This is a genomic window from Novosphingobium sp. YAF33, from assembly GCF_052113265.1.
Classification (GTDB): Bacteria; Pseudomonadota; Alphaproteobacteria; order Sphingomonadales; family Sphingomonadaceae; genus Novosphingobium.
This window is the reverse complement of record NZ_JBFRCW010000012.1, coordinates 110,041-129,016: the sequence shown is the minus strand read 5'-3', so window position 1 is coordinate 129,016 and position 18,976 is coordinate 110,041. Positions and strand designations below refer to the sequence as shown.

At 56.7% G+C, this 18,976-nt stretch carries 15 protein-coding genes and 1 pseudogene; 8 read left to right on the top strand and 8 right to left on the bottom strand.

Annotated elements, in window-relative coordinates:
* Positions 1–1,126 (top strand): NAD(P)H-hydrate dehydratase (locus AB4Z00_RS21590; protein ID WP_442047182.1); only part of this gene is annotated, 1,126 nt, incomplete at its 5' end.
* 52 nt (positions 1,127–1,178) lie between these two features.
* On the opposite strand, the gene AB4Z00_RS21585 is transcribed toward AB4Z00_RS21590, so the two are convergent.
* The 4 genes and pseudogenes from AB4Z00_RS21585 to AB4Z00_RS21570 form a co-directional block, all read right to left on the bottom strand.
* Positions 1,179–1,571 carry a GFA family protein gene (locus tag AB4Z00_RS21585; protein WP_442047187.1) on the bottom strand — a complete coding sequence of 131 codons (393 nt, stop codon included), beginning with the start codon at positions 1,569–1,571 and terminating at the stop codon, positions 1,179–1,181.
* Positions 1,572–1,577: 6 nt separating this feature from the next.
* Complete coding sequence (locus AB4Z00_RS21580; protein WP_442047181.1) at positions 1,578–1,805, bottom strand: DUF3072 domain-containing protein; 228 nt, start codon at positions 1,803–1,805, stop codon at positions 1,578–1,580.
* Positions 1,806–2,047: 242 nt separating this feature from the next.
* Entirely contained in the window at positions 2,048–2,767 is a 720-nt protein-coding gene (locus AB4Z00_RS21575) for a DUF72 domain-containing protein (protein ID WP_442047180.1), read from the bottom strand.
* A gap of 1,993 nt (positions 2,768–4,760) precedes the next feature.
* Positions 4,761–5,282 (bottom strand): annotated as a pseudogene (locus AB4Z00_RS21570) (transposase); the annotation flags it as partial.
* Positions 5,283–5,430: 148 nt separating this feature from the next.
* Between AB4Z00_RS21570 and AB4Z00_RS21565 the strand changes: the two are divergent.
* Positions 5,431–5,643 carry a hypothetical protein gene (locus AB4Z00_RS21565; protein ID WP_442047179.1) on the top strand — a complete coding sequence of 71 codons (213 nt, stop codon included), beginning with the start codon at positions 5,431–5,433 and terminating at the stop codon, positions 5,641–5,643.
* A 25-nt stretch (positions 5,644–5,668) separates the two neighbouring features.
* On the top strand, positions 5,669–5,980 hold the full coding sequence (locus AB4Z00_RS21560; RefSeq protein WP_442047178.1) for a hypothetical protein: 312 nt from the start codon (positions 5,669–5,671) through the stop codon (positions 5,978–5,980).
* Positions 5,981–6,089: 109 nt separating this feature from the next.
* Here the strand turns inward: AB4Z00_RS21560 and AB4Z00_RS21555 are convergent, their stop codons facing one another.
* Positions 6,090–6,521, bottom strand: coding sequence for a hypothetical protein (locus tag AB4Z00_RS21555; RefSeq protein WP_442047177.1), 432 nt, complete (start codon positions 6,519–6,521; stop codon positions 6,090–6,092).
* 860 nt (positions 6,522–7,381) lie between these two features.
* Here AB4Z00_RS21555 and AB4Z00_RS21550 point away from each other — a divergent pair.
* Both AB4Z00_RS21550 and AB4Z00_RS21545 read left to right on the top strand, forming a co-directional pair.
* Entirely contained in the window at positions 7,382–7,810 is a 429-nt protein-coding gene (locus AB4Z00_RS21550; RefSeq protein WP_442047186.1) for a DUF4142 domain-containing protein, read from the top strand.
* 209 nt (positions 7,811–8,019) lie between these two features.
* On the top strand, positions 8,020–8,484 hold the full coding sequence (locus AB4Z00_RS21545; protein WP_442047176.1) for a hypothetical protein: 465 nt from the start codon (positions 8,020–8,022) through the stop codon (positions 8,482–8,484).
* A 383-nt stretch (positions 8,485–8,867) separates the two neighbouring features.
* Here the strand turns inward: AB4Z00_RS21545 and AB4Z00_RS21540 are convergent, their stop codons facing one another.
* Positions 8,868–9,110 carry a hypothetical protein gene (locus AB4Z00_RS21540; RefSeq protein ID WP_442047175.1) on the bottom strand — a complete coding sequence of 81 codons (243 nt, stop codon included), beginning with the start codon at positions 9,108–9,110 and terminating at the stop codon, positions 8,868–8,870.
* 375 nt (positions 9,111–9,485) lie between these two features.
* Here AB4Z00_RS21540 and AB4Z00_RS21535 point away from each other — a divergent pair, with 375 nt between their 5' ends.
* Both AB4Z00_RS21535 and AB4Z00_RS21530 read left to right on the top strand, forming a co-directional pair.
* Entirely contained in the window at positions 9,486–9,824 is a 339-nt protein-coding gene (locus AB4Z00_RS21535; protein ID WP_442047174.1) for a DUF6894 family protein, read from the top strand.
* 926 nt (positions 9,825–10,750) lie between these two features.
* Entirely contained in the window at positions 10,751–10,888 is a 138-nt protein-coding gene (locus AB4Z00_RS21530) for a hypothetical protein (protein WP_442047173.1), read from the top strand.
* A gap of 877 nt (positions 10,889–11,765) precedes the next feature.
* Here AB4Z00_RS21530 and AB4Z00_RS21525 read toward each other — a convergent pair.
* Both AB4Z00_RS21525 and AB4Z00_RS21520 read right to left on the bottom strand, forming a co-directional pair.
* On the bottom strand, positions 11,766–12,779 hold the full coding sequence (locus tag AB4Z00_RS21525; RefSeq protein ID WP_442047172.1) for a ParB/RepB/Spo0J family partition protein: 1,014 nt from the start codon (positions 12,777–12,779) through the stop codon (positions 11,766–11,768).
* Positions 12,780–15,117: 2,338 nt separating this feature from the next.
* Positions 15,118–16,299, bottom strand: coding sequence for an AAA family ATPase (locus tag AB4Z00_RS21520; protein WP_442047171.1), 1,182 nt, complete (start codon positions 16,297–16,299; stop codon positions 15,118–15,120).
* 656 nt (positions 16,300–16,955) lie between these two features.
* Here AB4Z00_RS21520 and AB4Z00_RS21515 point away from each other — a divergent pair.
* Positions 16,956–18,398, top strand: a complete 1,443-nt coding sequence (locus AB4Z00_RS21515) for a replication protein RepA (RefSeq protein ID WP_442047170.1) — start codon at positions 16,956–16,958, stop codon at positions 18,396–18,398.
* The last annotated feature ends 578 nt before the right edge of the window (positions 18,399–18,976 follow it).

Genomic DNA, 18,976 nt, shown 5'->3' with positions numbered 1-18,976 from the left:
GAAAATCCCCAGTCCTCCCTGCCAAGCAGAAAGGCTTCAAGGTGGACGACTTTTACGCCGCCCGCAGCGGACCTATCCCGCCGCTACCGTGGCCGACTATTCCACCGCCGTTCTCAATATATTTCAATTAAGGGCTGGCGCGATCGCGGCGACCAATTTTCGGGCGCGCTGGAGAGAAATTAGCCTTGGTAGGCTTGGCCTCGCCCGCTACGAAATTCTTCTACAAAAAAAACGGAGCGGATCGATGACACTGGCAGTCGAAGAAGGTTGGTTAGCGAGTCATCCTTTACCTATGCTGTGCGGCGCTGAAGACAAGAACAGCCGCGGACGCGTGCTTGTCGTCGGCGGTGCTGAGTTTGTTCCCGGGGCTCTTCGCCTTACCGGAGAGGCCGCATTACGGGCAGGTGCCGGAAAGCTTCAGCTTGCAACCGTCCGATCGACTGCAACGGCGCTAGGCGTACTCATGCCTGAAGCCGCCATGATTGCCCTCCCCGCAGATCAAGATGGGGAAATTGCACTCGAGGCAGCCGATATACTAGAAGAGCGGATCCAGCACTGCGACTGTCTTGTGCTCGGGCCCGGAATGAGCGTTGGGGATCGTACCGACCAGTTGGTTGCCAAACTCCTTTCGCAGCCCGACGAGAACAGAAACTTCGTTCTCGATGCTGCAGCGCTGACCTCCGTCGGGGGCCTCGAGGATCTCATAGCCTCTCACGATGGAAGGGTGATCCTCACCCCTCATCACGGCGAAATGGCACGATTAGCGAAAGTGCCGATCGAGGAGGTGGCAAACGATCCCGAAGGCATAGCCGCTGAAACTGCGCGGCAGTTTGGCTGCACTGTCGTGCTCAAAGGCCGTATTACTCAGATCGCACGGCCGGGCGGCACTCTCATGCGCTGCGAAAATGGCTGCGTGGGTCTTGCCACGGGCGGATCAGGCGATGTGCTTGCGGGCCTGATAGGTGGGCTCTGCGCGCGAGGAGCTTCTCCCGTGGCAGCGAGCGCATGGGCGTGTTGGGCCCACGGAAAGGCCGGACAAATTCTCTCCCGCGAAATCGGACCAATAGGCTTTCTCGCCCGCGAGATCCTCCCGCTTCTGCCTAAGCTTCTAGATCGCGCGGACTGACCGGTCGGTCTGTTTCGACCAGGGGAAGATGAGATCGCCGGCTATATCGGCGCTAACTATCTTCCCTGCCTTCCGGTTGCCGGTCTCGTGCAAAGCTATTTTTCAGGGCGAACGTTGGTAGCCAGCTCTCGCGTCTGACAGCCCAACTTTCGTAAGTTGGCGCAAACTGCCCGGGTTCGTCGAGTGTCCCGAGATGTACCTCTATTTCATCATTATATGCAGCGAAGACCGAAGAACCGCAGCGGGGACAGAAATGGCGGCCTGAATATTGGTGTGTTGGCCCGCTGATCTGTACGGCGGCATCAGGGAAGATCGCCGCCGCAAAGAACAGGGCTCCATGGTGTTTGCGGCAGTCAAGGCAGTGGCAGATCCCTACCCTGCGAGGCTGACCGGACGCCACGATCCGCACGTCGCCGCATAAGCAACCGCCAGTTAGAGACCCCATAATCAATCAGTCTCGGCCGAGCTTTGTTTTTAGCTCGTCGATCCGCAACGATGCTTCGGCTTTGGTCAGGCCCTCGGGCGGGGGCTCCTCGCCGGCTTCCTCACACAAAGTTGTGAGGTAGGATGCCTGGGCGCCGGTGATTGGATCGTCCGCTGACACCCAATCGCCAGGATCCTTTTCCGTGTTCGATCCCGGATGGTCGTCGAGCTTGGGATTTTGAAGATGGTCTGACATATCGCCGTTCCTTCGTTCGCTTTCCGTTCTAAACTTGCACGTGTGCGCCGGGTTCCCGCGAGGCGCGGCTTTGTTTCGGCCAGCGTCCCTTTCAAAAAGCAACGCCGAAAGTCGGCCGAAGCGCCTGACGCGCGGCAAGAACTGCGTTAAACTCCAGCTCGCGCATCATCAGCGGAAAACCTGTGGGGGCGCTGACCAAGCCGCATTGCCGGACGCGGTATCAAAAACCTGGCTTTGATCGGTTACATTTCGCTCTGCAAACTAAGGGCATTGCTCAATGCCTCTGCGGACGCCGTATTGTCAAAAATGCACCAAGCTGGCGAGCCGCTGTCCGCAGAGGCACGAATTTGCCAGGCATAGCGACCGAGTGCCACACAATCGTACGAGGATCTGTACATCACGGGCGAGCCGTGAAGTCTCCAATAGGATAATCCGGCCCACCCCGCAGGTACTCCGGCAGGTGGTATCAAAAATGGGTCGCTCGCTGCTCGAGAAACCAGCAGCCGCACCATCAAATCATTTGCCTCATCTGTAAACCAGCTGACGTTTCGCGGTTCACAAACGATTTTCGCCTCAATGTTGTCGTGTAACGATTTAAAAAAGCATTCCGCTGCCGACACATCGAGAGCAAGCTTTGGCGGTAACTGAACCAGAACGACGGCTAACTTTGACCCTAGGTGAGACACTTCTGCCGCAAACTGCTCGATCAGCCCATCAGCGCCGAGAAGGCCGGCGTCGTGCGTGATGGCTTTAGGGACCTTCACGGCAAAGCGGAAGTGCTCCGGCACGCTGGCTGCCCATTTCGCCCATGTTGAAAAGCGGTGTGACCGGTAAAATGAAGAATTAATTTCCACGGCGTTCAGAACACTTGCATAGCGCTCAAGCGCTGTCCCTAGCGGCGGAAAAACGTCCCTGTTCTTCGATGGGATACTCCAGCCGGCAGTTCCAATCATCGTAGTCATGTGCCCTCAACGCGGCGCATGCTTGATTGGCTGCGCGCCTTTTTCATTTCGCCATCGGCCCTTGCGAAGAACGTACTGTCTACTCCCGCTCGTTCTCATCGCATGAATTTTTCCGCACGCCGCCGCGAACGCGCAATCTTGCAAGGTGTTCGGCTTTACGTCGGCTGTGATGAGATACCTACGAACGATTTGGAGTTGGCTGGCCGTAGGATTTAAGATCAGGATATAGTCATGACCGATTTTTCGTCCTCGCGCAGCACGGTTCTCGGCAGCGCTGCCATAGGCCTTCGCAGGTTCCTGATAAAGAGACTCCCGCTCGGAGCCACCCCAGAACCCCAATCCCGCCGCCGGCTCCACGCCGAAGGGAGCCGCTTTATATACGGTGTTAACAAGCTCCCTTACGAAAAAATAATTTGTAAGGACGGACGCAACATCTCGCTTCGAGCGGCCCCAGGCTTTTGACTGCCCTATTAGCCTTAACGCAACGTCGAAGCATAGGCCGGTGAGTTAATTCTTCCCAATAGGGCTGGTCCGTCCGCTTCAATGCGACGCAAGGCGCGCTCACAGCAGCCGCGCGGTTCTTCCGTTTTCGCGGCTAGTGAACTTGAAAGCTTCGGACCGATCGGGGTGATCTTCACCTTTTGCCAGGGTTAGCCAGCAACCTACAGCGCTCAAATGCGTTCACGTATAGTTGCAAAGGCGTCCGTGCGACAGACGCCCATAAATCTTTTGGAGTATCGAAGTGGATATCCGGACACACCGCCTCGACCGAGCTTCTCGCCAAGAGAAAGAATCGGTGCTGAAGGTGCATATGCTCGCTGATTCCGTTCGTGCAGCAGGCCAGTTTCAACGTTCCGCACTCGGACATATGGATCATGAGCATTGGCTTGCGCGAGTGCGAACTGATGGCCAGAAACTCATCGACCTCTTAGCTCAAATGGGCTTCTCGCCGAGTGAGGACACGCGCAAATCGGACGCTTCCACTTATAAACTAGGTCCGCTGGCGCCGTCACCGCTTTACCCGAAGCGAAAAAACTAACTATTCAGACTAGCCGAACATCGCGGTCTCTCACAGGACACTGTGTAAAGCGACTATGTTTGTGTCAGGCGATCGCACGCGGCAGGCAGCTTATTAAGAGCGCTCGCCTCCCGCCAGCGAAAACGCCGGTCAGCGAGCCTGTTTATTATTCATGATGGTACAAAGGCAAAGGAGCATCTCATGCGAGGATTGCTTAAACTAGGCGCCCTAGCCGGACTCGGATACATGATCTATTCCAAATTCAGATCAGTCCCGCAAGAGTCTGTAGGAGACGATCATGGACCGGTAGGGTCTTCGGGCATTGTGCGCAATGCCGGCCCTGAAGCCCAGACCGGAATTAAGAATTCCGATTGGGACCAAGTTGACGAGCAGATCGACGAGAGCTTTCCGGCCAGTGATCCGCCCGGCAGCTACTAATCGGTCGAGCCGTTCCTGAACACGAGACCTTGGGCTTAGCGACACCCGTAATTTCGCCGATGGCCTCCTTGCAGCGACGCCGGTTTCGCGAAAAATTAATCTGCTTTGCTGAAGTGTTTTGCGTCATCGCGAAACATTATGCTGAGCGCGGTGCGTGGCGGGATAGGGTTTGGCGCGACCCGCGGATCTTAATCCCTCGCGGCTGACTAGCATTTCTCGGACCGAATGTCCGCGGTGCAAGCTCGATATGACCCTTTGACGTTGTTGCGACAAGGTCGACATTGCGGTCATATCGAGGCCGGTCTGTGCTCCCGCTGGTTCGCATTGATCGCGGCCGAACGTCTGCCCATCCGCAGTCACCGCTGATCTCAGCCGAGTTGGTGACGCACTGTCCCAGCGTTTTGCTCCAATTTTGCCTTGGTCGAAGCGAGGCGTGCAAATGCAGCCTGCAATTGCTTCTGCGGTTACCACAAGACAGAAGCAACCAATCCCGATTGGCGCCTTGCTCGAAATGTGGCTGGCTCTCGGTCGTGCCCAGACAATCCGTCCGCCCTCGCGCACGTTGAGGTAGGTGACATCGATCCATAGATAGGGCCACTCGCCTTCAATGGGCCGCGTCAGGAAGGCATTCACCCGCTCGTCGATCTCGGCAACCAAACGGCTGACCTGGCTCTTTGACACACCGCTGGCGCCCATAGCCTTGACCAGATCGTCGACCGAACGGGTCGAAACGCCGTGGACGTAGGCTTCTTGGATCACTGCCGCCAAGGCCTTCTCGGCGGTGCGGCGTGGCTCCAGGAAGCTCGGGAAGTAACTGCCTTTGCGCAGCTTCGGGATTGCCAGATCAATCCGGCCAGCTAGGGTATCCAAACCGCGTTCGCGGTAGCCGTTGCGGTGGTTCAGCCGCTCCGGGCTACGTGATCCGCAAGGCACGCCCGTCTTCGGCTCGATCTCCAGATCCATCATGCGCTCCACGGCGAAAGCCAGCATCTCACGCACCAAATCGCTATCAGCCCCTTGCTCAATCAGCTCGACAAGGGCCATTCTGTCGTCGGTCATCGTCTTCTTCTCCAGGTTCGAGTTCGCATCCGAACCCTACCAGAAGATCGACGTTGGCCACCCTCTTAGGGAAACCTTCCTACACCATCCCGTGGGACACGACCCTGGCTTCTCCAAGCTAAGGATAGGATCTGGCCCCGGCGACGAATTGACATTGCCCGGCTATATACCGGGCAAATCAGTCCGGCTTTTGCGCTTTACCGCAAGGGCCGGCATCGTGCAGTTCGGCAAAATGGTCTCGCCGCTGCAGTTCGTTTATCGTTATGGTACTGGCTTGCGCTATTTCCGCCTCTGCTTACAAGCCGAACGCGACCTCAACAGCACGGCGAAACGCCACCTGGGAACAGCAAAGCGGCCCTAGTGTTTTCCATGCGAGGAGCTGCGTAATGGATAATACCTCGATTGGTCCCGAGCAGGAACCCGCCGATGTCGAATTCCCTGAAAAGCGACCACCTTCTCAGGACGCAGTGGACGCTCAAAAAGCCAGCGAATTCGACATGGAACGCGGGTTGGCCGGCGCAGAAGCAAAACCATTCCGGCCGCAGGGCGGGGACTATTCGCCGTTATCTAATACCGCCTCCGCCAGCGATAGAGAGGTAGAGCACTCGCCGGATAGTGAAGGCGGGCTGGTTTCTGGGAGGCGAAATGCCGGCCGGGATAGTCCGAAAAATACACCGGGATCGGACGCGCAGCCTTGAAGATCGGGAGCGTTTCGTGGAACGCCCGATGCTGGGCCGGCACTGGACAAGGAACACGCGGACTTCAACAAAAGTGTGTCTGGCGCACATTCGTGCTATTTGGTTCGGTCTAGGTTAGCGATACCCATAGCATCATCAGGAGCCCGGCGACCGCCACCGCCATCTGGGGCGGTCGAAGGGTTTCAAAATAGCGCGGCGCCCCGCCCGAACGCGAAGAGATGGGATCGTAAGACAGCACGCTCAGATAGCCTGTAGCCAAGACGAGAAAGGCGATTGGAGCGACCAGCACCAGTCCCAAAAGGCCGCACCCGAACCGAAAACCCATGGCGGCGATCTGCGAGCGCCGCGCACCTCCCTCGGTAAAGAACGACAGCCCACGCACGACGCCAGCAAGAAAGATCAAAATCGAACTGGCCCAAATTCTGCCAGCGACCATAATCCCTGGATATTGCAGACTTGTCACGCCAGCTGCCAGTATGATCAGCACTGGTCCATAAGCGAGCAACATGCTCAGTGGCGGGGTGCGATCAGGCGTATCCATGCGCTCTTTGGTCATATTGGGGAAAAGCCCCGCAACCCTGCTTGTTCAGTACAAGAGGGTGCATCTCGCCGAAAAGATATCGGTTGTCTTTCGCTCCTCTCACACGCGTCGACCTGGCCCAATTCGCGGATTTACCGGCGCAGGGTTCCGCCCCCTCGTTGGCGCGGTCAGAATGCGCAGACTTGCCGCGTACATTCGGCCAGAGATGCGGTCCTGTAGCCTGTCCACCTTCATCCAGTTCTTTTTCCGCGACTTCGCGACGAAAAGAATGGAGTGGCCCGTTGTGCAAATTCCTGACCGCCGCCGATTTACCCGGGCATGGCGCAGCGGCGCAAATCTCTGAAGAAACTGATAGGGACGCCTTAACCCAGGAACGACACTGCTCGGCGCGAGTTTGACAAACGCCACCCAGTTTTGAGAAGTGGCATTAGGCCCTCCAACCTCCCCACCCCCCGCTCCGGATGGGCCACACCTCAAAAGGCCGTCCCGGCTTGGGGCGGCCTTTCCTACATTCACTGCCGAGGAGATGCGCGAGTGAGAAATGGGATGGTCATAGAGCGCTTGGGAGCCAGTTCATTGGCTGTATCGCAAGCAGGAGCCTGAAGAGGTTCATGCCAAGGGATCAGAAATTTCGGTTGCTTAATTAGCCAATTTATCTGTGAAATTGCTTTGAGTTAACTTACCAGCCAAGTTAGGAACTTACCGTTTGGCGAGCAGTTGCGCGAGAGATCAACCGGGAGAGAACGATGATCAAACTTCCCGTCCTCGCGGCAGCCCTTGTATTTACCGCAAGTTCAGCAATAGCTCAGACGCCCCCCCCTCCCCCGCCCGCGGCGGCACGGTCGCAGGCCGTTCCCTATGTGAAGGCGGCCGGAATGAGCGACCTTTATGAGATCAAATCAAGTAAGCTGGCGCTTGAAAAGTCATCGAACCCAGCAGTACGGCAGTTTGCGCAGATGATGATAATTCATCATCAGCAGACCACGCAGGCAACGATGACTGCGGCAAAGCAAGCTGGGTTGTCACCCGTCACGCCCTCTCTCGCCCCCGCGGCCCAGCGATCGATCGCTGAATTGCAGGCTGCTTCGGGCGCGGATTTCGACCGCCTTTACATCTCGCAGCAGCTTCCTGCGCACGAGGCCGCCCTCGACCTGCATCAGGCTTACGCTGCTAAAGGAGACAAGGCGCCGCTGAAGGCGAGCGCCAAAGCGGCCGTCCCGATCGTCGAGGCGCACATAGCTCAGCTGCGTAAGATGAAGACTGGAAAAGAAGAGAACCACGCGATTTGACGCTAAAGACCCCGGACGCAAAGCGCTTCGGGGTCCGACGCCTCACCATCTATACCTAGATGGAAAGTCCAATCTCGGATCGCCTAGACAGATATCGGGTCCGAGCGGTGCCGAACGGCCTGACAAAAAATTGAGCACAGCACCGCGGCCTAGTAAGCGCGTCAGCAGCGCTCTTGAACTACCTTTTATGCGTCAGGCGTGCTGATCACATGGACGTTCTCACCCATCGCAGTTCTTTCGTCAGGAACGCCGGCTATCGCTCCGGCGTGCAAGGCAGACGCGACCAAAGCATCGTGCTCGGAAAAAACTCGCTCGATTTCGGCGCGCTTGTCAAAAATCATACGCGCGACACCGCTGGTCATGCCGCCCTCCTCACCCACTCGTCCAAGCACACTAGCCAGATCCTCAAGAGTGGCCTTTTCAAGGCTGCTGTGAAGCCCGCCTTTCGAATCCCGGTAAGCTATGCACTCAATCGCCATGACCGCCTCCGCGCTTTCTTATTCTTCCCGATCCTTTTCAGGCAGGCAGCCGGAAGAGGCCGCTCCCGCCATCTCTCCGCGCCGGCAAACGGGCAAGCTGGAAGAAAGGCGAAGCCGAGCTCGATCCCGGCGCGGATCCAAACAGCAAACCTTAAACATGGTCGTCGGTTCCAAACGATGGCGCGACTGACCTGACGCTGAAGAGGTTTTGAGATCTTCCATTTAGGGCCCACAGGGCGTGGTTAATATGATATCTACATCGATAAGCTCTTGTGCAACACTGCCGGAGAAGCAGTAATAAACAAGTCTTAGATGTTGAGGTCGCTCGGCCTCGCTGAGGAACTTTTTTCCCGCCTTACCTCGCGCAATGGCTTGCTTACCCCCACGCTCCTCGAAATTGGAAACATGCCCGCCGGATGAGACGTACGATCAAACGCGACCGCTCGCAGTCGCGCCGGGCAGCTTGCACACTTTTTGCTGCGCGTTTGAACGGTAATTGGCTACCGCCCTGCAAATATTTGGGGTCACATACAGGCGAGACGCGTTCGAACTGGTCCTGCAGAGCAACGTAACGCATGTCAGGTTTTTGACGCCGGTGGCTTCTTGATCAAGCCTCCGACCCACTCAATCTCGCCGGCATCAGGAGCTGGCATTTCGGTTGCTTCTCCCGAAGGAATTTCCGGTTCGGATGTCAGAAGCCCTGTTTCTTCATTCGAGGAAGAGCCCTGAACACCACCAAGCTCCTCAGTGATAGTGATGTCTTTCCCGTCTTTTGCGCAGTCAGTTTTGGTCGGCACTCGATTGTCATTGTTGTCAGGCATGCCCATTCTCCTCATCGTCTTTAAACACGCCAACAAGCTGCACCGTTCCGCTAAATCTCAACGACGTTTCGATTTCGCGGGCGCAGCTGACACGGATAGTCGCTAGACCTCTTTTCGATACTACAACGCGGTCGGCCATCCGCCCGACCAAGTGGCCGAACACCTTGACGAGATTGCCTGTTGGGCCCTCAAACCTTTGGGAAAACAGTCATATGCGGTCAGTTTCCGCGGGCAATCGCCGACCTTTAAACGCAGCGGGTATTCAGGTCATTGAATGCCCTGTTCACCACGCATGTGCTCCTTGCCTCGCCGAATCGCTGATCGTGACTGCGCCTCTGCTCCTATTTTCCGCTGTGGAAGGACGAGCGGAACTTCATGCCGGCGAATATCTTTACTGAACATGGCCGCGCTCAATCAATTACCAGCGGCTTGATGTTCCGTAGTTTCCGGAGTGACCATTTGCCGGTTTATCATTTTGATACGTTCAACGGCGAAGAGGTTCATGATCTCAAAGGCGTGGAACTGAACAGCCTTCGCGAAGCGAAGGCTATGGCAATACGCTACCTCGGCGAGCTCATGAATGAAAAAGCCGAAGAGCTGGAGGACGATTCAGTCTGGCGAGTGGAAGTAAAGAACCATCAAGGCCTTATCTTATTTTGCCTCAATCTCTCGATGATCATAGCTCCTACCTTTGGACCCAAAGCTTGCAGGTGACCTCTGTTGTTCTGGGGTGTTTGGTCCCCGAGGAACTGCGAGCGTAAGCGGCTCCCTATCGTTCTCAAATGAAAAGCTGTTAGCGGAGGGTGTCGCACGGCACCGGCTCGAAGCAGCATCAAACGGCGGGTCTCCGGTCACTTCCTCGCCGGTCGCAACGCGAAAGGCATATAGCCACTGTCGTTGCCCCTACTATTTTCGCGGGTATAGCAACCGCAGCTTTAGTCTTCATCTTCATGACACCCGGCAGCACTTTGCCGCGCCGCGTCGCCGCCCCGGCCGCGGTTCGGCCCGGGACCGCGTACCGCCATCGTTATGCGACGGTCCCTGACAGCGCGCCGGAATCCTGTTGCTGGCACCGCAAGGATCTTTGCTCCAACAGATGCCGCAGCCGTCACCGGACCGCTCGCCGCCTTCGCCGTCATGAAGCCACCAGCGCGCATACGACTACGCTGGGCTCGCGCCTATTTCGACTTTCTTCGCGCGAAGGGAGCGGTCGTGCGCCTGCCCTATCGCAATGCCGTCGCCGTGACGGGCTAACAGGAGACCATTCAGGTCAGGGCGTACCGCGCTGAAGGGGACTGCGGACACAGCCCAGCGCCGCCTGCCAGCGCTCGGGGCGGTGCGCGCGCGAAGTATTGCTGCACACCCCATGCGGGCGTAAACTCACCGCGTACCTACTCGCCGCGCCGCCTTGCTGCGGGCGGCGCGGTACCCCGCGCCCGTCCGGCCCGGAGCAGGGCTCCGCCAGGGCGCCCATAAGCCTGGGATCCAACTGCCCCCCGCCCCGCACGCCGGAGCCGCGCGCCGTTTCCGATCCCGCCGGGCTGCGCGCAATGTTGATGCGCACGCTCTCCGATGCCCCCGCGCGCCAGCTGCTCCGACGCGCCCCGCCGTCACCGGCGTCATTAGCCAAGGACCATACCATGCCCCCCCCCCGCAACTCCCCGTTCCTCTCGCAGCCCGACGATCTTCGCGCGGCGCTACGCGCCGCCAAACGCCGCCATGCGGCCTCACTGCGCCGGGCCTACCCGCGCGCGGTCAGGGGCGCGCTGCCGCCCTAGGCACGGCTCCCCTGCCCCCGCCACTTGTCAAACCCGTTAATCAATGAAGGAAAGCCCGTATTGGCAAGATTTAGGAATTCGACTGATCGCGCTCAGCATGTCCCATCGCGGTTGACCGAATGCAAATACGTTCCGGTCGGGGGTAAGGAGATGACGGCAAGGAGATCGTCCTCGTTGTAGCTTCCGGAATGGGTAACGGCGCATCTGATCAGGGCGTGATCCGCCTATCGCCGCTCTGGCCGTAAAGGCGATTCTGGAACGAAGACTGACCCTGGACGCGTCGTCTTGATCAAAGGTCAGCAACTGATGATGCCGTCCGACAAGGCCGACGAGCCGATTGCGGGCAGGCCCGGTCTACGCTCGGGGCGGGGCGCCGAAGTGGCGTCAGAGCAGGCGTCACAGTCTGCCATGCGTTGCCGGCCATGGACCCCGCCGCTGTCAGATACACGGAGGTCACAGGTGATCTGCTCAACGACCTGAACGATTATCGATAGTGCATGCAGACAACCCTTTGTGCGGGTGTATACTTAAATTGATATAGCTTACATCTCGGAGTAAGCATTTGATTATAATCGATTTTCTTTTAGCGTCGAGCTATTACAGAGTGCTTGGCGCAGTCTGCGCCCGCTCTGTAATCGGGGCAACACAGAATTTTAAGGGGCCAAACATAGTTCTCGGCATGGAACCGACGCGTGATTTCCTGGATGTCAAATAGCACGCGTGGCGGTGAGACTGGCAGAAAAAATTGCCCTCCGGAAGGCGCTGAGAGGAAAAAGCTGAATTTCTGACCCAGACTACCGAGGGGGTGCTCCGGGCCCTCAAAGAGCCCTCACAGGGCGATCTGAGCGGTTTCCTGGTTTGTTCCAGCTACCCGTCGTTATGGTTTGAACAATTCCTCGATCAAGACCTTGAAAGCAGCTTCAACCTCCGAGCGAGTGGCGGACAGCTTTGGCGGCAATGCAATAGTCATGCCTTTCTTGGTTGTCGGTCTCGTATAAGTGAAAATTTGACTACCGTCCGCGGAGCACATGGTGAAGGAAGTGTTTTCAATCACGAGAGGGCGCGGCGGTTTTGCTGCGTTCTTAAGGCGGCTTAGTACTTCAGCAGGCAGGATGAGCGGCTGTGCGCTGCTTCGCAGCTGAACTTGTTCGTCTGCAATCCGTAAGGCTTCATCCCTTACTCTTTGCAAAGTCTCGCCCCCCTCCTTAATTAAAGTCGCGATCGTTCGAGGATGGGAAACGGTTATCGATTTCGGATCGCCAAAGGCCGCGATAAAATCCGGATTCAGGTCTGCTAACGCGAGATATCGATAGACAGTCGCGCGAGCCATGCCGAGCCGTTCCGACATCGCAGTGGCGTCACCTTTGTAGTGCGCTTTCAACGCCATTGCGTAGCTTCGAGCCCGCTCCAGATCGGATACGTCTTCCCGCGCTCTGTTCTCCAGATCGCTTAGGCGGAACGCGGCTTCATCGTCGAGTTTCTGAACATCGACGAGATACCTGAATTCGGGATAGTTGTTTGACCGCAACCAGGAGATCGCGAAGTGCCGGCGTGAGCCAGCAACTATCTCGTACGGAATCTCCGGATCATCTGTACGCCGGACAACGGCGGGCATCCGCTGGCGTCCCTCTGACTTGATCGACTCTATAAGGTCAGCGCAGTCTTCATAAGTAAGGTCATCATATAGGCGAGCGTTTTGTTTCGATGGTCGGCACAGCGCAGGATCGATCCACTCGAACTGCTCGTATTGCACGTCGGCGCCCAGGCGCGAGATGGCTTTGCCGCGACTGGCCAGTACATCTCCCGACGGAAGCTCAGGAGTTTCCCCGCTGGCAAAAGCATCCACGACTTCTGAAGCGATAGAGGCGCCAAAGCCGGGTTTGCGAGCCATGTGTACGATCCCTTTTTTCAACGAGAATTTTCTGATCAACGCTTACCACGAGAGGTTCACCCTGATTCTGAGCAGACTTTATCTGAGCAAACCATGTCATTGCAACTTTGGGGGCCAAACTATGCTCAGCCGCATGGGAACCAGCACCGAGGGCTGCGTAGTACGTTGCGGCTGCCGCGAAGCAGACTGCAGTTTTCCGAGCCAGAAAAGATTTATTGGCCGCGCACTGTCCTGCTTATCCCCTCCTGACGGAGATTGCCGCCCGGCAGACGGCTTCGTCATCAGACCTTGCCGGCTGATGAGGTAGTAGTTCAGGTAATTGCCGGTTCTCCTGGTTGTTGCCCGTCCCGCGCCGCTCTGCTCTGCTCTGCTGCGCTCCGCTCTGCCCTGCCCTGCCCTGCTCTGCCCTGCTCTGCCCTGCCCTGCCATACCCCGCATGCCTCGCTGAGCCCCGCCGCGCGCCCCCCCTGCTCTGCCTGACTACCTTTGCCTTGCCCGTCCCTTATCTGACCTGGCTCGAATGGCTAGATTTCCCGGCGTGCACTGCCACTATTGCGTGGTCGGAGCCTGCCGCTTCTAAACCACGCAAATCTTCCTGCGGTATCTCTCCTCAGAGCTCACCGCCTTCGTGTATCTATACGCGGGTTGTGCCGCCTCTCCGTTCACGGCGACAATAAGTTTGATCTGCTCGTGATGGTTTTCCCTTCGGTGTGAGTACGACCGGTTGGAGCAAGATCAATTGAATGGACCTACAAGGTTTCGATCGGCGCTAGTTCACTCAGCGGAGGAACACTCGTTACATCCCTATGTGACTGGCCCAGGATGTGCGCAGAGATCTGGTCCGGCTATTCGTAGTCGAAGGTGCACGAGCGGTGACCAGATTTCAGAAGTGAGACTGACCGCGTTGGCAACGCTACGCAGTCCTCCACCGGGTATGCAGACGATGTCGCGTGTATGCCGTCAGCGCCAATGTTTGGCTTTGTACGGTAGCGCGGCGAACCACATTTCGTTAGGCCGATAACATCGGCACTCGCAGCCTAGATGGAATTTTCTTAGTTGCTCCACTTATTGTGAGCTTCGTGCGCGTCCGAAGTGGCTGCTCGCTTCTATGCTGCCAGCGCCGTGATCCCGCCACGTTGTTGATGCGCATCCCCGCAGACTTCTCATCTTCGTCGTGCTGTCTCCAATGGAGAACTGCTGCTTTTTCCAATTAGAGGAGGCTATGCTTCCCCCGCTTCGGCGCCCTCGAGGGATCGTGTCTCCAGTGGAGACAAACGGCGCGCACGAGGAAATCCTGCAAGATGAGAGCACGAAAATCTGGCCCAACTCGGCTGTCTCCAGTGGAGACGGAATTCGCGCGCGTCCAGATAAAATGGTGAGTCGCCGCAGCGCTGCGTTTTCTGGCCTGAAATCTTTGTCACGATTAGAATTGACCTGAGCGCGCAGGCGTCGCTGTCTCCACTGGAGACGGGCCTTTCTGAACAAGCGCCCGGCACGCGTACTTGCCTCTTGCACTCCCGCCATTTCGCAAAATTCCGTGCAATTTGGCAGTTCGTCGCACCCATCGATGTCAAGGTTTCGAGGCGATCTCCGGAGCGAACACCGGCTCGGCTGCCATTTGCCTAAACCGGGAAAGCAGTCGCACCGCGACGAAGTGCAGTCAGTGGTGACGAGGCTTCCAACCCCATGTTCCATGAATGGGAGAAATTCAGTCGCGGGCGGCGAACTGAATGAAACGGCTTTTTTGCCCGCGCGTCGCGTTTACTCAGCGCCGCAACTGAGAAGCGGAAAGTCGGAACGGATGCGCAGGACCCCCTCAGTGCGCAGTCTCCCGTTTCAGCATTCAATGGTGAAAGGACCTGCTCAGTTTGATTGCAAGATCTTGGAGCGTGAGACCCCTTGCGATGCGGCAGGGTCGCGAAGGATCATGTGACCTCACTTAGGCGTGCAGGTTCAAAACGGCCCCGGTCTAATATGAAGAACCGGAGTGACAAGCGACGCGCCAGTTGTAGACATGGGAGTGGTAATTTGATCCGGAAGACCCATTTGGCGGGCTAAGCGGAGCAGGGTAGGGTAGGGTAGGGTAGGGTAGGGTAGGGTAGGGTAGGGTAGGGTAGGGGTCTAAGCTTGGCCCTTCGACCTTGAGCTAAGCTGGGCTGGGCTGGGCTGGGCTGGGCCCGTTCAACCAGGTTATGCAAACACGCTTCCCTGTTGTGGCGCCAACAAACTATTTTCTTCGGCTCACCATCATACATTCGAAAAGGCGAGGGCGAGATACGAAAAAGGCCCCGATCCAAGATCGGGGCCATTCTAATCCTTACGCCGAACAAGATCGACCTTAGGCTTCGTCTTGCTTCGACGGCCACAGCTTTTTGATATTTAGCTCGAGCTCGCGACCCAGGGTATTAAGCTGGTTGAGGCAGCGGGTCCTGACGGCATGATTGGTCGTCGAGGAGGTCATGTCGAACACCGTTTTCAGTTGACTTGCCGCGTTATTAAACTCAGCCGAGCTCTTCAACTCCTGAGCGAACACACTACGCCCGAAAACGGTATTGGTAATATCGACAATTTGGCGTTGGGATTCGATATTCGCGTCGCTCTTAGATATCACCATGCCGACGAACCCATATTCGGGCTGGATATTGTGCTCATTGAGAGCGCCCATTGTTTCGTCGAGCATGCTCAAGAAAGCCGTAGTCGAGGCAAAATCGACAATGCTGGGCGGTACCGGTATGAGCAAGGCGTTGGCCGCGTACATGACCGAGAGAGAGACCATCCCGAGTGCCGGAGGCGGGTCCATGATGATCACGTCATAATTGTCCGCGATCTTATGGATGTCGCGCGCCAAGGTGGTCAAAACGCTGAACCCGTGAACACTGATCCTCGCGGCGACTTCGTACTCAGCATTATACAACTTCAGATTTGCTGGGATCAAATCGAGGTTGTGGAAATGGGTCTTGCGAATGATTTGCGCGATTCCTCGTTCCGGCTTTCCCTGGAGGAGCGCATAGATGCTGTCGAACTCGTCGAGGTCCTGGTCAGGGATATAGCCAAACTGCATGGTAGCCGAAGCCTGCGCGTCCGCGTCTACAAGTAGAACGCGATACCCGTGAATGGCAAGGTATTGCGCCATGTGAACGGCAATCGTCGATTTTCCCACGCCGCCTTTGAAATTCTGACAAGCAATCACGGCCGGCGGGTCACCATCTCCGCGCCAGGGCCTGGTATCGAAGACCTGACGCATGGTGTCGAGATCCTTTAACGTATAGCCCTTTCGCCGGCCTGCCAGGTTCCGTTCCTGATGAGGAAGGCGCCCTTCCGCTTCTGCAATCCGGATCGCCGACGCGGAACGACCAACCAGACCTGCCGCCTGCGATATAGTAAACATCGGCCCAGTACGCGGCGGCGTATGCTGGATGTTGCGTTCCTGAAGCTTACGCAAAACCATGCTCGCCATCTGATAATAGCGAGTGATCAGGTCCTTGGTGCTGCTGCCAAGATCGGAGGGGAGGGACGCCATGATAGTCCTCGTTTTGTCGAATTTGTACGCGAGGCCGCTCGCTTGTCACTTTTCCTTAGGATGATCCTGGAAATGCGACAATGGAAATCTGGCCGGGCAGGGCTACCTTCGAAGCTCCGCGCTCTTTTCCTGTCGGTTCTACCCTAAGCAGCGAGCCGTTGTCACTTTTTCCGGTCACCGTCAGGCAAAAGTGAGAGCCCTGTCAAGCGCCGATATCGCTGATTAAGGTACGCACGCTCATGTAACCTTCGGCGCAGGTGAAACTTGAGGAAGAGCCCACCCGCCCCGGTCTTAGCAGATATACCGCAATCAGCGAGCGATTTGCGCTTTTCGTCCCTATTGGAGCACAAATATGCCAAGCCTTCCGGAACTCCGACCCCAGCGCTAGCTGCACTAAGAGAGGACGGAACGGGGCGCTGGTTAAAGTACGTTAGATCGCTGGCAACGGTACGATTGGTCGCTGGCAACGGTACGTTTGCTCGCTGTTTAAGGTAGGCGATCTAACCTACTAAAGATCCTACTCCCTCCGGGAGATCCTTCCTCCGGTAAATCTGGAGGTTTGAATTAGAAATTTTTTCAGAAAAGGAGTTGGCGCAATATACCTTAAGCAGCGAGCTCTTGGCACTTCCAACGCCCGAATTGCGAAAAAAGCGCCAATGTCTTGCTTTCCCGACAAAACCCGCCACAATTCGGCATCGATCGAATTTATCAGGGGTGATTCTGTGGCTAGGCGAAAAACAGGAGCGGACGACGCGCAGATCGCGTTGCCTCTTGGCGCCCGTTTTGTCGATGCGCTGACAGCCAGTCCGGCAGACGAAGTTCGAGCGCTCGCGGAAACGCCCGAGGCTAAACGAATTTTTGACGCAGTGCGCTACGTCATGGAAGAAGAATCGCTTCCTAATTTCATGCACTCCGCGCTTTGTGCGATGTCTTTGCCGGTAAAATCTCCCAAAGATCCGACAGCGCCTGTTATTCGCCGCGACGGTAATATTTCTCTCATCATCCAGCCTATGGAGCGACAGGAGCCAAACGGGCCAAATGGCGAGTTTGTCTCTGTGAACCGAGGCGTGCCGTATGGACGACATGCCCGCTTGATCATGATCTACATCATGACGGAGGCTGTTCGCACAAGGACCCGAGAAATCTACCTGGGAAGTTCGTTTTCGAACTGGTTGCGACGAATGGGAATCACAAACACGTCGTCCGGAGGCAAAAGAGGCACTCGCACAAGTGTCCAGGATCAGATCGACAGGATTCTGAACTGCCAGTGGACCATTCGCTGGGACGATGACGTGGTGGCGGCCGGTAAAATTAAGCGCACGGATAGCCGGAAGCTCGCTGTGCCTCAGCAATCCATGCGTGCTTTTGCCGTAAACGACATGCGAATCGTCAATCAGTATGCAGGTTTGAGAACAGGGGAGGGCACCTTCGTGTCCCATTTTGTTCTGTCGGAAGAATTCTACAACGAGTTGTTGAAACATTCAGTCCCGTTCAACGAACGCGCCATTGTCGCGCTGAAGGACAGTGCAACCAAGCTCGATCTATACACATGGCTGGCTTACCGCCTGCCCCGTATTCCCCAAGGTACCGAAGTTCGTCTTAGCTGGCACGACCTGGCAAAGCACCTGGGTAATCAGTCGAGCACGATGACAAAATTCCGGCAATCCGTACGCGCTGCGTGGGAGGAAGTTTCTGGCGTGTACCAACAGGCTCGCCATTCCGTAGATCTGAGCGATCTTATCATCAAGCTTCGACATGCAGAAAAGCCCATCAAGGGTATGCTTCTGGTTCAAGCAAATGAAAAGAAAGCCCGAAACGAGGCAATTAGTCTAGTGGAAGAGGCCGGGATGCTACGCTTGTATAGCTCGGAGAAGCCAGCTCCCGACATCAAGAGTTTGAAATTCCCAAAAAGCGGCTCACTCGAGTTTGCCGAACCTGAGCTGTATCGCATCGGGCGCGATTTCGGATCCAATAATTCGGTGAGTATAATGGCTGATGCCTTCCGCCGAGCTTTGGGAGAGCAAATCGATACGCTTGAGGGTGAAGAATTGAAGGATCGCTGGAAAAAGTACGTTCAGCGATGGAAGGCACCCGCATAGACGGGACGTTAAAAGCGAGTCTCCAGTGGAGATTCGTGCGCTTCCGCATTTTCGTGTCCACCCAAGCGATAACCGGTGTCATCGCCGGTTTGAACAACCGTACCTTTACCAGCGACACCGTTCCGGCCGTTTTGACAGCTATTAGCAGCCAGCGCCTGGTACGAGACGACCGTCCTTCAGCAGCTCGGGCTAATCATTTTCGAGCAGGTATCCCGCATGCTGTCGTCATAGGTCAGTGGATGCATGGCTCTGCGACAACCTCGCTGTTTAAGGTACACTGCAGTAGGCGGTAGCAGCTAGCGAGTTCACCGCATCGCTGCTTGCGGTACTCCTATCAGCCTGATCATACCTTAACCAGCGAGACCAGAGGCAGGCGCTGATTAAGGTACGACGTCCGATCACCGGCGCGAAGCTTGCCATAGCCCGCGGAAGTTCACTGAGCAGAAAGCCGTCGATCGGTCCTCCAAATTTGATAACGAGAACGTCCGAAACTTGCGCTGTGAATGCGGTTGGCGTCCGCCATCCCGATGTCTTGCAAGAGAGCTGCGCAACAGCAGAAACGAGCGGACGGCAGGTTC

Excerpts from the sequence above, each read along its gene's own strand:
- AB4Z00_RS21540 (WP_442047175.1), bottom strand. The coding sequence starts at position 9,110 with ATGCCTGACAACAATGACAATCGAGTGCCGACCAAAACTGACTGCGCA.
- AB4Z00_RS21525 (WP_442047172.1), bottom strand. The coding sequence starts at position 12,779 with ATGGCTCGCAAACCCGGCTTTGGCGCCTCTATCGCTTCAGAAGTCGTG.
- AB4Z00_RS21535 (WP_442047174.1), top strand. The coding sequence starts at position 9,486 with ATGCCGGCGAATATCTTTACTGAACATGGCCGCGCTCAATCAATTACC.
- AB4Z00_RS21575 (WP_442047180.1), bottom strand. The coding sequence starts at position 2,767 with ATGACTACGATGATTGGAACTGCCGGCTGGAGTATCCCATCGAAGAAC.
- AB4Z00_RS21585 (WP_442047187.1), bottom strand. The coding sequence starts at position 1,571 with ATGGGGTCTCTAACTGGCGGTTGCTTATGCGGCGACGTGCGGATCGTG.
- AB4Z00_RS21560 (WP_442047178.1), top strand. The coding sequence starts at position 5,669 with ATGGATAATACCTCGATTGGTCCCGAGCAGGAACCCGCCGATGTCGAA.
- AB4Z00_RS21545 (WP_442047176.1), top strand. The coding sequence starts at position 8,020 with ATGGACGTTCTCACCCATCGCAGTTCTTTCGTCAGGAACGCCGGCTAT.
- AB4Z00_RS21555 (WP_442047177.1), bottom strand. The coding sequence starts at position 6,521 with ATGGATACGCCTGATCGCACCCCGCCACTGAGCATGTTGCTCGCTTAT.
- AB4Z00_RS21515 (WP_442047170.1), top strand. The coding sequence starts at position 16,956 with ATGTCTTGCTTTCCCGACAAAACCCGCCACAATTCGGCATCGATCGAA.
- AB4Z00_RS21530 (WP_442047173.1), top strand. The coding sequence starts at position 10,751 with ATGCCCCCCCCCCGCAACTCCCCGTTCCTCTCGCAGCCCGACGATCTT.
- AB4Z00_RS21520 (WP_442047171.1), bottom strand. The coding sequence starts at position 16,299 with ATGGCGTCCCTCCCCTCCGATCTTGGCAGCAGCACCAAGGACCTGATC.
- AB4Z00_RS21580 (WP_442047181.1), bottom strand. The coding sequence starts at position 1,805 with ATGTCAGACCATCTTCAAAATCCCAAGCTCGACGACCATCCGGGATCG.